General features: G+C 41.6%; 9 protein-coding genes. 3 read left to right on the forward strand and 6 right to left on the reverse strand.

Annotation, left to right across the window (positions count from 1 at the left end):
- Window positions 1-2: 2 nt before the first annotated feature.
- The 4 genes from N5O98_RS02455 to N5O98_RS02470 are packed head-to-tail and all read right to left on the reverse strand — an operon-like array spanning window position 3 to window position 8,250.
- Window positions 3-1,088 carry a family 43 glycosylhydrolase gene (locus tag N5O98_RS02455; RefSeq protein ID WP_004307466.1) on the reverse strand — a complete coding sequence of 362 codons (1,086 nt, stop codon included), beginning with the start codon at window positions 1,086-1,088 and terminating at the stop codon, window positions 3-5.
- 26 nt (window positions 1,089-1,114) lie between these two features.
- Window positions 1,115-2,947: a RagB/SusD family nutrient uptake outer membrane protein gene (locus N5O98_RS02460; protein ID WP_008776094.1), complete on the reverse strand. Its 1,833-nt coding sequence runs from the start codon at window positions 2,945-2,947 to the stop codon at window positions 1,115-1,117.
- Between the two features lie 20 nt (window positions 2,948-2,967).
- Entirely contained in the window at window positions 2,968-6,468 is a 3,501-nt protein-coding gene (locus tag N5O98_RS02465; protein ID WP_004307468.1) for a TonB-dependent receptor, read from the reverse strand.
- Window positions 6,469-6,525: 57 nt separating this feature from the next.
- On the reverse strand, window positions 6,526-8,250 hold the full coding sequence (locus N5O98_RS02470; protein WP_004310928.1) for a hypothetical protein: 1,725 nt from the start codon (window positions 8,248-8,250) through the stop codon (window positions 6,526-6,528).
- A gap of 405 nt (window positions 8,251-8,655) precedes the next feature.
- On the opposite strand from N5O98_RS02470, the gene N5O98_RS02475 reads away from it, so the two are divergent.
- From N5O98_RS02475 to N5O98_RS02485, 3 genes are all read left to right on the forward strand, one after another.
- Window positions 8,656-9,252 (forward strand): RNA polymerase sigma-70 factor, encoded by a 597-nt coding sequence (locus tag N5O98_RS02475; protein ID WP_004310927.1) that lies wholly within the window; start codon window positions 8,656-8,658, stop codon window positions 9,250-9,252.
- A 101-nt stretch (window positions 9,253-9,353) separates the two neighbouring features.
- On the forward strand, window positions 9,354-10,346 hold the full coding sequence (locus tag N5O98_RS02480) for a FecR family protein (RefSeq protein ID WP_004310926.1): 993 nt from the start codon (window positions 9,354-9,356) through the stop codon (window positions 10,344-10,346).
- 32 nt (window positions 10,347-10,378) lie between these two features.
- Window positions 10,379-10,789, forward strand: coding sequence for a PaaI family thioesterase (locus N5O98_RS02485; RefSeq protein WP_004298330.1), 411 nt, complete (start codon window positions 10,379-10,381; stop codon window positions 10,787-10,789).
- A gap of 169 nt (window positions 10,790-10,958) precedes the next feature.
- On the opposite strand, the gene N5O98_RS02490 is transcribed toward N5O98_RS02485, so the two are convergent.
- Together N5O98_RS02490 and N5O98_RS02495 are read right to left on the reverse strand one after the other, a co-directional pair.
- Window positions 10,959-11,834, reverse strand: coding sequence for a DUF3108 domain-containing protein (locus tag N5O98_RS02490; protein WP_008641759.1), 876 nt, complete (start codon window positions 11,832-11,834; stop codon window positions 10,959-10,961).
- Window positions 11,779-13,695 (reverse strand): Ig-like domain-containing domain, encoded by a 1,917-nt coding sequence (locus N5O98_RS02495; protein ID WP_008649040.1) that lies wholly within the window; start codon window positions 13,693-13,695, stop codon window positions 11,779-11,781. The genes N5O98_RS02490 and N5O98_RS02495 overlap by 56 nt, the downstream gene beginning before the upstream one ends.
- Between the last annotated feature and the right edge of the window lie 136 nt (window positions 13,696-13,831).

Consider the following 13,831-nt stretch of genomic DNA (forward strand, 5'->3'; position numbering starts at 1 on the left):
GATTACTCTTTTTCTTCTTCGTTTTTAAATACAGGTGCACGAGATACGGATGCCGGTGTGCCATTAGTAATATAAGGCCAGCCATCACTGCTCCATTGTATGCGGTCACACATCAATTGACGACCATTATCTATTTTCGCTTTCTGCCAGGCATGATAGAAGAACCAGTCATTACCCTCATCATCCGTGATAATTTCGGAATTGTGTCCGGTTCCGGCAAACAGGTTATTACCCTGTAGAATTACTTCATTATAACTACTATTTTCTTTCATCACAGTACCGTTTTTACCCACATAAGGACCTTCGATATTTTTAGAACGCCCCACCACTACACGATACGTACTTCTTTCCTCTTCACAACAACTACCCGTAGAGCCAAATAGATAATAATAATTCCCGCGTTTATGAACCATGATGCCTTCTATTGAAGGACCCGCTATCTTTTCGGAAACAGCCCCTTTAATGGATAGACCGTCAGCACTTAACTCTACATAACGGATACCTCCTTCATAGCCTTTAGAAGTACTATTATAACTTCCCCAGAAAAGATACTTCTTACCATTATCTTCAAAATAACAAGGGTCGATGCACTGCATAGTACCAGAATTGTAGTCAAGAAGTTTTCCGTGATCCGTAAAAGGCCCTACAGGAGAGTCGCTGACCGCCACCCCGATACAACTATTCTTAGGCAAGTCCCAGTGCCCAAGAGTATAATAGAGCACATATTTACCATTGATATAGTTAATGTCCGGAGCCCATAAGCGAGTGTCCGGCTGCCAGTTCGGTTTTTGCAGAAAGGCTGCCCCAGCATAAGTCCACTGTGTCATATTAGTAGATTTGTAAATCGGAATATAGATATTATCCTGTTGGGTAACATACAAATAAAAGTTCCCGTCTGCCGCATGGATTATAGTCGGATCAGGCAACTGTTTGCCGACTATAGGATTGGAGAATGAAACAGGATTAGGGGTACTCCCCCCACCCCCATTTCCATTACCGTTACCCGGCCCATCCGGTTGTTCGTCAGAGCCACCGGAACATGCCATGATACACAATGCTGTTGCAATTAAAAAAGATAATTTTTTCATATATACTTTATTAGTTAAAACTAAGATTAATTTATCCAACCTTCATTCTGTTCCAAATTCGAGTTCATTTCCATTTCTTTAGCAGGAATAGGCCAACTCCAGCACTGATCTCCCAACCAGTACCAGGTATAAGTCGTTTCACCCCACATCTGCATCAGACCGTTACGATTATTATCAAACTTCTTATCTTTCCACGTTCCCCAACGCAATTCATGGAAATACATGGAATCTTCGCCACCGATTTCCCAGTAATACTCATTCCGGATACGTTCACGCAAATCACTCTGCCCGTTAACTTTCGTAGCAGGATAAGTTGCATTATTCAATTCGACATGCCCTGCACGACGTCTTACTTCATTAACACATCTGATTGCTTCGCTTTCATGGGTACTTCCCCATTCATTTAGCGCTTCTGCTTTCAGGAGCAATACTTCCGCATAGCGTATTAATGGAATATCCAATCCATAAGTATCACGTTCTGTCTGTTCCAGACCTTCAGGTACAAACTTTCTCCATAGATAGTAAAACTTATCGTTTGTATCAGTACGGATATCAAAAGGCTCTGCACTGTCGGAGCCACGATAAGGCCAACGCAATGTATAAGTATGAGCTATTCCAGAAGAAGCACCATTGTATTGTGCGTAAGGGGTAATGACAGCCATTTGCAGACGTGGATCACGGCTCTCGTAAGCTTTTTTGATACGTGCTTCATTGCCACTATCCAGATATTTGTTCATATCTGCCCCATAGGCAGCCATACGTTCCTTTTCCGCCGCAGACAGTCCATCGCGTAGAAAAAACACCACACGTTCTTTTTCTTTCATCGCACTATAGCCCGGCAAGTAGTTATCCCAATTAAACTTTTCTCCGGTCGCCGTCTCAAAAGATTCTACAAAATGCGGATTAGGCAAATAGTTATTCCACATAGAACCTGCTGTACAACGGTTGCCGTAAGTGATGTTCCTTGTATTGGAGTAGCCATATTGCTTGATGCATTGCACAGAGAATATCATTTCTTCACATTGTTCATTTGCTATTTTCAACAACTGCTTATAACTGGTAGCACCGGCCTTAGTATATAACCCGAAGCCACAGTCAGCCACAGAATTAAAATCATCAACCGCCGCCTCCCAATTCTTCTGCCACATATATACTTGTCCGCGTAATGCATAAGCAGCTCCTTTGGTTACCCGTCCATAGTTAGAGTCACCCGAATTATATTTACCCGGTAGATTGGGTTCATTCACACAATCTGTCAGATCCTGGAGTATAGCCGCCCAAACATCCGCTTCTGAAGAACGGGCTTTGTTACCGTTTTCAGGACTCGTGATTGCATTCATATATAACGGCACTCCTTTATACAAGATATTCAAGCGCATATAAGCAAATGCACGCAAGAATTTACATTCGGCGATAGCCCGTTGCTTCTCTCCGGTCGACATATCAGGAACCTGACCAATATTATCTATCACATCATTAGCACGATAGATAAAAGTATAAAAACGTTTATAAATATCACTGAACAGGCCACTTGAGGGAGTAGCTGCTCCTGTACAATTAGGCATTCGCTTAATCCAGTTCTTGTCTGTATCCATCACAGAAGAATAAGCATCCCATGGAATCCGGTGCGAATCCAAAATGCCGGAGTTAGGACAATATTGATCCAGAAAGACATTATATACGCCGATAACAGCCTGTTCGGCCAAAGTTGCTTTCGTCCAGATACTACTACCGCTTATGTTATTGGTAGGAGTAGTATCTAAAAAGTCCGCACCGCATCCAGCCATAGAGAAAGACAGCAAGGCAATAGATGCACATCTTACTAATTTCCGAAATATTTTTATTTTGTTTTTCATCATAAAATCGTTTTAGAGTAAGTTTAGAAAGTGATATTTACACCGAATGCATATTGTCTCATAGTAGAATATCCCACTGCGGTACGCATTTCCGGATCCATTCCTTCATACCCGGTAATGGTAAATAAATTTTCACCGGAAGCAAAGAAACGGATATTCTGTGCATATACTTTTTTCGACAGGACAGCAGGCAATGTATATCCGATAGTCAGGTTCTTCAGTTTAATATAATCCCCTTTTTGCAAATGTACTGATGACTGTGTCATACCACTTTGGTCGTTACCGGAGTTATTTGTCAAACGAGGATTCTTTGAACTCAAGTTCGTGCGCGGATCATTGGGATTTTTGGGATCAAAGAAATAGTGATCGTTTGCTATTGCTTCCCCAATAGCATATCCTTTGATGGTAGCACTGCTGTTCAATGCCAAACGATAGTAGTAAATCTTGAAACCTGCCGCACCGGACCAGTTCATGGAGAAATCGAAGCCTTTCCAATTAGCGCTTGCCTGCAGACCGAAGTTATACTTGGGCACATTGGAGCATCCCTGAAACTCATTATCAGCGTCATTACCATATACACCGTCGCCATTTAAGTCAGCATAGATGTAATCACCATACCAAATGCCACTCTTACTGACGTTCTGACGCGGATAGAACTTATACCCTGCCCCTACCATAGCATTCAGCCATTTCATGTCGTCTACTGTACGGATCATTCCGTCTCTCGGACCACCGTTGATATTGACTGTTCCATCTGCGTTAAAACCGTTTCCACTGCCTTTATATGGTTGCAACATATAGTATTCATTAATCATTTTACCCTCTATTACACGGGTAGATCCTCCGGTAGAGACATCGCCGATATTGGTTTGATAAACACGGTTCCCGTTTTCATCTGTCACCCAGCCACGCTGCAACTCTCCTTTGTATTTACTGACCTTGTTCTGGTTATAGGCAAAGTTACCGGATACACGATATTCTACTTTACCGATACGGTCTTGCCAATTCAGGGTCATTTCAATACCGCGGTTAGTCACTTCCGCAATGTTCTGACGAGGGCCACTGGCTGTCCCGAGAGACATATACATATCAGGGCGATATAAGATTCCATCCGTTACTTTATTATAAAATTCAGCCTCAAACGTCAGACGGTTTCTTAAAGTTGCAAAGTCGATACCAATATTCGTAATGGCAGTACTTTCCCACTCCAACAGGTTGTTGGAAATAGAAGTAATTGCCAAACCATTATTAAGGCTACCTCCAAACGCGTACTTTGCCGAGTTGTACACAGCCTGCCATTCGTAGTTACCAATCGCATTGTTCCCTAACTTACCCCACGAAGCACGTAATTTCAGATTGTCGATAGGAAGTCCTTTCATAAATCTCTCTTCACTGATTCTCCACCCGGCAGAGAAAGATGGAAAAAGCCCCCAGCGATTATCCGGAGCAAAACGGGAGGAACCGTCATAACGCATATTAACCTCGAATAAATAACGGCTGTCGAAAGCATAGTTAATACGACCGAAGTAAGAACGGGATGTAAATTCCTCACCTGTACCACCTATGGAAGAAGGAGTAGTAGCAGAACTTGAATCACCCACAGACGAATCTATTAATCCAAGTTTGGCAGTGTCGGTAGTCCGTTTGACAAAACGTTCTTCTTCAAAGCCCAATAACATACCAATATCATGCTTATAAAAAGTCTGGTTATAGTTGAGCAAGTGCGTTAATTTCCAATGGTTTTCACGGACATACGCCATACGGGTATACAAATCGGCAGGATCTTTGGGGGCAGCTATCCACTGATCTGTACTAAAACTATATTTCCCATAATCCGTATTTACGGACATCGATTCATAACGGTAATCTTTATAGTTCAGATTAACATCGTATGAAAAGTGTTTCAGAAACTTCACGTTGGCATAGAAAGTAGTAAAGAACTGCGTGTTTTTGATATGCCCTTCCGATTGTGCCATGTCCCACAGAGGATTGTGAGATTGCGGATCTTCCTCGTTCGCTTCCGGCGCACCATATTTTCCGTCATAATATGGATATACGCCCGGTATCATTTTTTGGGTATTGATATTGGTGAGTGAACCGGTATCGCTTTTCTTCTGGTCAGTGTGATACCCCCATACGCGAGTACCAATACGTAACCACTTAGTAATATCCGAATAAACATTGGCACGCAAAAAATAGCGTTGGTATCCGGTATCCTTGATTAATCCCGGATTGTCAGTATAAGATATAGAAAGATTATATCCGGTACGTCCCTCCTGTCCAGTGACGGAAAGCGAATGTTTCATCATCCAGTCGTTACTATATATCTCATCGTACCAATCTGTATTAGGATAAGCTACATAATTAGGATAGCCGGAAGCCGAAATGCCATTCGGATCTTTTTCCGCCTCACGCCATTGATTGATGGTAATGTCGCTGAAAGGAGCAGATTCTCCTATATTAGTAGCAGCTTCGTTCATCAATTCCATATACTTGGCGTAGTTAGATACCGTTTTTATCAGTTTGGTAGGTTGATTCAGTGAAAAAGTAGCATTGTAAGATACGCTGACCTTTCCTGTTTGTCCGGTTTTGGTAGTAACCAGAATAACCCCATTTGCCCCCCGGTTACCATAAATAGCACACGAGGCCGCATCTTTCAGGATGGAAATAGAAGCAATATCGTTGGGATCTACATTATTCAGACTTTGTTCCATCCCATCCACCAACACGAGTGGTGAAGAACTGTTCAGGGTACCTACTCCCCGAATATTGAAAGAAAAGCCTTCATTATATGGAGTCCCGGAGCTTTGCATCACCTGCAAACCGGCTGTCATACCGCTCAACGCCTGCGAAGCACTGACCAAAGGACGGGAAAGTGATTCCTTTTCCAAATTTACCGTAGCAACCGAACCGGTCAGGTTCACCTTCTTTTGCGTGCCATAACCAACCACTACTACTTCTGAAAGCATTTTCACATTCTCTCCCATTACAATGTTGAATGTCGTCTTGCCGGGCGACAATGAAATTTCCTGCGTGTCAAAACCGATATAAGACACTTGCAATTTCTTAGCGTCCTCCGGTATTTCCAATTCAAATTTCCCTTCCATATTACTCACCGTGCCAATATTAGTACCGGGAATTGATACCGATACTCCAATTAACAATTCATCATTGACATCGCTGATGACACCATTGATACGCCGTTTCTTATCCGATTTCTGAACGACAGGCCGGGTGATAATAATATGATTATCTTTTATTTTATAAATCAACTCCTGCCCTTTCAGAATCTGATCCAGTGCCTTGCTTATCGGTTGATTATCTACCTTTACAGTTACCTTACGGGTCAGGTCCACATCATTTTTCTCATATACTAAGGATACATTTCCTTTGACCTCCAACTCCCGGAACGCTTTGCGCACCGTTACGTCTTGCAAATGTAAGGTCACCTGTTGTGCATGAACCGACAGTGGAAGAACTGCAGCTAATAGCACGAAGAACATGCATTTGATGATTTTACTCATTGATTTAAGTTTTTATGTGTATATCTTTTGTTACTAACTCATTGTTTTACAATATTCTTATTTAAACATTATCCAGGATTGCGAACTAGCCTCATTATCCGCATTTTTAACATTGCCGTTCGTTTCCCAGTCGTATCTACCGGCTACCTTTCCTAAAGGCACCCCTCTACTATCATCCCGAATAACAACAGGACTATGATAGTTCTCACCAAACACAATGGCATCCGTACAACCCACTTCCTGCAATGCCACAGCAACTTCCCGTAAAGAAGAGCCATCACTAAAGACATTCCAAGCTGCTTTTACCGAGTTATAAGAATTCGTAAAACGATTACTTACAAAAATGACCAAGTCTCCTTCTTCCGTGATACCGACAGCCCGGCGTCCTACAGGCTTGCCATCAAAAGTCCAAATGCTTACCGGATTAGCAGCCCATGAATTACTTCCTGACAATGCTCCATCCATTCCTCTGTTACGGGTCGAAGTATTTCTTCCTTCATTAGTAGCAAATGTCTTGTAAAGTTCTGCATTTTCTCCGGCAATCATGATCTGCCCTTTTTGCAACGGATAGGAATATCCACTGACAGCACTGGTTGGGGACCACTGTACTCCATTGGCAGCTTGTTTGCCGGCTCCGCCGCTGGTAAACTTATACAAGTTATTATCTATCACTTCTGCATACGAAATCTCCGCTTTTCCATCAGCTGTAATTCCCAGAGTTCCCGGACAATACTTCAAAGAAGTAGATAGGTTATATCCGAGACGCGGTGCGGATAGCAGCCCACTATCATTCCACCCGAGGCTATAAAATATCGGTACCCAGAATTGCCCGGACAATCCCGGAACAAACAATGAATAATCCATATTATCATTCATGATAGCTGTTGTACGATGTTGAGCAGTGGGTTCAGCCCATGTTACATTGTCTTTATTCATATCCCAGCTAACCTTCATATTTATTCTACCGGCAGGAATAGTTATCAACCATCCCGTATTACCGCTCCTTCCATGCAAGTTTTTATTTTCATAGACAATCATGAAATCAGGAATACAAATACTACTGTGTTGGCTTTTTAGATCAGCAGTAATATTTTTCCAGTTTACCCCTGCGTCAATAATTCCATTTACAGCACTCAAGTGATATTTTTTAGTCATGTTGTTCGTATTGTCTTTTACAGTAATAGTAAGTGTGCTACTTAGGTCAACAATCAGGTTTCCGTTTTCATCCTTTTGACTGACGGGATCCGTAGAGATGATTTCTGCGTTATCTGCCAAAGTCGGCATCAACACAACGTTTGCAAATGCAGTGTTTTGTTTGAAACGTAACGAAGCGATGCCATTAATAAAGTTAGCACTAACCTGCTCTGTGTTACAAGTAGCCGTTACGCCTCGAAGTAGCTGAGTAGAAGTGCTGAAAATGGTATATTCGATATCATCTGCTCCATCATTCACTTTAATACGGGTGATACCGCTGCTCAAGTCCAGTACAGCATCAGTAGTAAGCGGATCAATGGGCTTTGCCCATTCATCCGCCAGTTTGAGTTTCACATTCACCGCACTTTGGTCGTCCAAAATGCGAAAATCTAAGGCTATGACCCTACTGTTCTGGTCAATAAGACCATTTATCCAGTTCCCTGTGCCATCTTCTGCCTGTATGGCTACCAATGGTTCTTTTACGTACCCCGGATCTTCGGATAAGACAACACCTTTCAGTTCATCTTCTCCGCATGACGTGAATATAAACACAAGGAATGTGCTTAATAGAAAATGTAGTTTCTTCATACAATATTATTTAAATAAGAAATAGCTTATTTTCTGTTATTCCTGAAAACAATCTTTATCCTGCATGACTAAACTAAAACAGCTGTTTGTATACCTTATAACTTAAAAAAGAGTGTCGCGCTATGCTCTTTTACAATCCTTCTTTTTACCATTCATAGAGATTCAGGTTAAAATATGCTTTATTGGCCTATTCATTAATATGACAGCCAGATTAATAAAAAGTATAGTGAGAAATGATTTTTTTATTCGTTCAGCCCTTCAACTCATCTTTTTATTAGTGAGTTTGGTCATCTTACATTTTTTCAATACCTTGCCCCCGAATTATCCATCGGAGAAACAGAACCTGTGAGTATTCACCTTAATATATTAACTAATAAATCAAATATACGATTTCTGAAAGACATAATGGAAAAAAACCTGGAAACAGAGATTATCGAGGCCCTGAAATCGGGTAAAGAGGAGGCATTCCGATACATCTATAAAACTTACTATACAGATCTTTGCCGGATAGCGAGAGGGTATTTGACAGACTCTTATCTATCAGAATCTATAGTAGAAGATTTGGTGTATAGTCTATGGGAAAACCGCTCTAAAATAACAATTAACACCTCATTGAAGAACTACCTTTTCAGAAGTGTAGCCAATAAGTGTATCAATTATCTTCAGCTTGAATATGTGAGAAGGGAAACGGCCTGCTCGTCAGAAGACCTGGTCATTTACAGCGATTTATGGTCCTTGGGCGAAAATCCGGTTGAGCATTTAGAGGGTAAAGAGCTACATTCTATTATCCAGAAGACGATTGACGGCTTATCTCCGGAAACCCGGAAGGTATTTTTATTGAGTCGTTTCGAGAACAAAAGACAAGAAGAAATTGCCGAAATCATGGGAATCACTATTCATACAGTGAAATATCACATGCGAAGTGCACTGGATAAACTGAAGGAAGCAGCAAGATCTTATCTTGCCCTGATTGTAATGTTTATTACGAATATATTTAATTAATATTAAAAAGCAAAGTAATTCACTATACTTCTTCTATTGACAAACTGTCCTGATGATAGCGCAGGTATATGATTTTCAATAGATATTAAGTTTAAGATGGTATGAAAGAAGAATTTGATAAACTGATATATGATTTCCTCTCGGGAAGTATCGCTAAAGAGGACTTGCATAAGTTGAACGAATGGATATACTCCGATCCGGAGAATCAGAAATATTTTGAACAGCAGAAACGAATCTGGCTTCTGTCTGCCGAGTATAAAAATGTATCTGTACACGAAGAACAAGCCTATAACAGATTTGCGAAACGAATCCGCAAACATAAGAGTGCTCCGGCAGGAAAGATGAGAAGAGCCTTATTTGTGAAGTATGCAGGTTACGCAGCGGCAATCATTATATTACTGTTTACCACTCCTTTTATAATTTATAATTTTACAACACCTGATGATTCTTTGATTTCCGAAGTATACGCTCCAAGAAAATCGAAATTAAAAATGAAGCTTCCTGACGGTTCTATAGTGTGGTTAAACGCAGATTCCAAGCTTTCTTACTCCGAGAGTTTTAGTCGAAAGAATCGCAATGTCCGGCTGGAAGGCGAAGGGTATTTTGAGGTAGAGCATGGAGAGCATCCATTTGTTATACAAACAGACTCCGCACAGATCAAGGTACTGGGTACTAAGTTTAACGTTAAAAATTATGGTGATGAGAATTATATAAAGGTATCACTCCTAGAAGGTTCCATTGTCTTATTGTGCATCAACCAAGAGTTTATAATGAAGCCTAATCAAACGATGACAGTTAATAAGCTTGACCAAACTTATAAGCTGACCGAGAGTGCTGACTATGCTGAACAGTGGATCAACTGCAAAGTATTCTGGGATGAAGTTCCTATGTCGATCATTTCTAAAGAGTTGGAGCGCCAGTTTGATGTGACATTCGCATTTGAGTCAGAGCAACTCAAGAATTTGATTTTCCATGGAAGTTTTATTATAGAAACAAATAATTTAGAGAAAATATTGGATATTATGTCTGAAACAAATAAATTTAGCTACTCAATTGAAAAAGATAAGGTATATATCCATTCATTGAAAAAATAAGAAACGATTAAAGAATCTTCAAAAATAATATCATGACCGCACAAGAGTTTTTTAAGAACGATCTGTTTGCCGAAAATGCAGGAGTAGTACTGCTGGAAGTACGCAAAGGTTACAGTAAAGCCAAATTAGAAATAAAACCCGAACATCTTAACGCAGGTGCCCGCACACAAGGAGGAGCGATCTTCACATTAGCAGATCTGGCGCTTGCCGCAGCTGCCAACTCGCACGGTACACTAGCTTTCTCTCTCTCGTCCACTATTACTTTCCTACGTGCCAGCGGCCCCGGAGATACTCTCTTTGCCGAAGCACGCGAACGCTATATCGGTCGAAGTACAGGTTGCTATCAGGTAGATATAACAAACCAAGACGGAGAGTTGATTGCAACTTTTGAATCTAGCGTATTCCGAAAGGATCAGAAAGTGCCTTTCGAAGTTCAGGAATAAAACAGGAAAGCGCATCAACACTTTTAAAAGTATACCTTTTAGAAACAGATAACGCGGATGATACGGATAAAAAGATAATAAATCCGTGTCATCCGCGTTATCCGCGTCTAAAAAATAACAGGTTGGCAGGGCCATTTACTTCTGATATGCCTTCGTTTTTTCTCTATATCTATTTAACGATAGAAGTCAGCGGATGCCGGTTACCCGTCACATTATTCAGGAATGCTTTTGCCGAACCGAAGTTCAGGAATAAATCCAGACGGACAGGAAGATGGTTCAAGTCGTCCGTCACGAAGAAAGTAATCACCTCCTTTTCTTTTCCTTTCTTATCATATTCTACCAATGAGAAGATCAGGCAACGGTAAGTAACTCCATTCTCCGCTTTCACATTTTCTTTTCCACGGTAGATAAGCGTTTGCTCTTCCACTTTACGGCCCGTAGCCATCGGGAACTTGATTTTGTCTCCCACCTTATAATCTGCAGGGTCGTAAGAACGTGCCTGCGCCAAGATGCTTAACATATCGTATATACAACGGCTATCGCTAGCTTCAGATTCATCAAACGCTCCATCCCGATAAGTACGTTTCTGGTTTACGAGGCAAAGACCGTCCTTATAAGAAAACCAAGCCTCATCAACCGTGTAACGTTTTCCCTCTTCAGCACCTTTGCGGAAATAGCGCGGTTCCAGTTTTTCACCGATCACACAAGTCAGCGTATCGCGCATCTTGAAAAAGAAGTCTGCCCGTTTACTGCCCAAAGCAAGCAGATTGATCCGGTAGGCAGGTTGTGAATGATAAGTAGTAGCATTCGTCGTCAGACTGGCAAGTCCGGCTTTCACCCAGACAAACTTCCAGTTAAAATATAAATCATACATTACGTGTTCGCCGGATTGAAACGCATCATTCTTCGCTTCACATTGAGCACTGGCTGGGAGGGCGAAAGCTCCCATCAGTAAGGCCACTAATCCGATAATAAAATTGCGCCGAACGCTAACGACGGCGGTTCTGACTATTTCGTTCCCGATCCTTTTTCTTCTTGTCTTCATCTGGTTTTTGTTTTTTAAGTTCATCCAGCTTTTGCTTATCCAGCGGAACTGCATGAATATCCCAACTTTGTTCTAGATCCCAGTTGGCTTTCGGCTCTAAAATCTGATTATAATAATACACCTCTTCGGGCTGCACCCCTTTTTCAAAATTGCCGGTATCCCATTCACCGTTTCCATTCCGGTCGTTAATCAACCGGGCGGAGTACTTACCGGGATTTAAGTAATAAAAGTCGGCATAACCTCCTTCCTCTACTCTTCTTCGGCGTACCACTTTATCCTGCGCATCCAACAGTTCAACGAAAGCATTAGGTTCCGCTCCCGTCACCACAAACGTGATTTTGGCATATTCTTCCAAACTACGCACCTTGAACCCTTGTTTTATTTTGTCTGTAAACAATCCGTATATACCATGGAACGCAGTCGAGTCTACCGAAAATTCATATTCCAGTGTCGGCTCCCAATCATAATACAGATTGAACCTCTTTAGATTCACAGAGTCCTGTTCAAAGTCGAATGGTATATCTTTCCAGAGCGTATCTACCTTTTGCCGTAGATGGATGGCCGCAGTATCGAAACTGGCTATCGGTTCTTCAAAACTCAAAGAGATAGAACCATATACATCCATTGACGAAGGAGCACCGACATTTACCGGCAAGAATTTTGTCGGTTCGGGTTCATCCTCTTCACCTTTCTTTTTCTTCTTTTTCTTTTTGTCCTTATCCGGCTCCTCTTTCTTATATTTCTGCTTCGAAACGAGGTTGAGCGTATCCGTACGGGGCACTAACTGATTCAATGTATCCGTATAAAGATAAGTCAGGCTCATGGCCAGCGTATCCTGCTTAAAGAGCAGGGAGTCTTTTACCCAATAATGGATGGTGTCGTTCCGCTGATTCTTTTCGATAACAAAAGCATCCTTTTCATCGAAGTTCAAGCCTTTCAATACAGGCAAAGTATCTGCCTTACCTGCAAAATAGAACGTAAACTTCTGCGGAACCAGTCTTTCCGACTTGATAAGGTATTGCGAATAATTGAGTTCCTTAAAGGCACGGAGGATGACATCATCCGGCAAATAATGCATATATTTCTTCTCAACAATCGTGTCATAAGTCAATGAATCCACCCAAGCCGTATCCATGCGGATACGTTCTTCCATACGAGGGATAATCAACGAGTCATGGAAAGCGATCATCTCGCTCTTCTGATTAAAAGTGAAGTTCTGGTCGGCATCCATCAAACCGTAGATACGATACTTGCCGGGAGCTATACCCCGGATAGAGAAACGCCCACGGCTGTCCGTACGTGCCACACGGTCGAAAGGCAATTTGTTGAAAGCCGAATCGTTCAAGTTGGAATGTAGTCCGACAAGCATACCTTTAATAGGCTCCAGGTTAGAGGCATCGAGCATCGTTCCTGCTACTTCCATCGTATCGATTTCCGTACCGGTAGAGAACGTAAATGCAAAATTCCCTAGCGGGTTACCTTCATTATTGTCGACAATTGCATCCGAGAAGTCAATCGTATAGGTCGTGTTAGGCTTCAAAGAGTCGAGTAGGTTGACTTGTATTCTCTTGCCGGAAGCCTTGATTTCCGGTTGCTGTATCTGGGGAGGAGAAACAACGACTTTTTCGGTTGCTTTCTCCAGCTTAATAAACTCATCAAACATCAAAGAAATTTTAGTCCTTTCATTATTCAGAGCGCCCGCAGCAGGAGTACTACCGATGAAACGGGGCGGCGTCTCATCATAAGGGCCTCCGTCCGGCCGTCCAATACTGGCGCAGGAATATAACATAGCTCCCAGCGTTACTACCGGAAGCACCTTGCGAACTATTTGCTTTATCTTTTGATTCTCAAATTGTAACATGCTGCAAAAATAAGCGTTCTTATTCAATAAACACCACACTTTCTAGCTAATTTATTAAAAAAGGAAAGGGTGACTTAAGGTAATAAACAATATTTGCGACGTTTTTATTTTTTTCCTGCTAATATAATTAGTTTTA

This window comes from Bacteroides sp. LFL-34, assembly GCF_027257075.1.
GTDB lineage: Bacteria > Bacteroidota > Bacteroidia > Bacteroidales > Bacteroidaceae > Bacteroides > Bacteroides ovatus.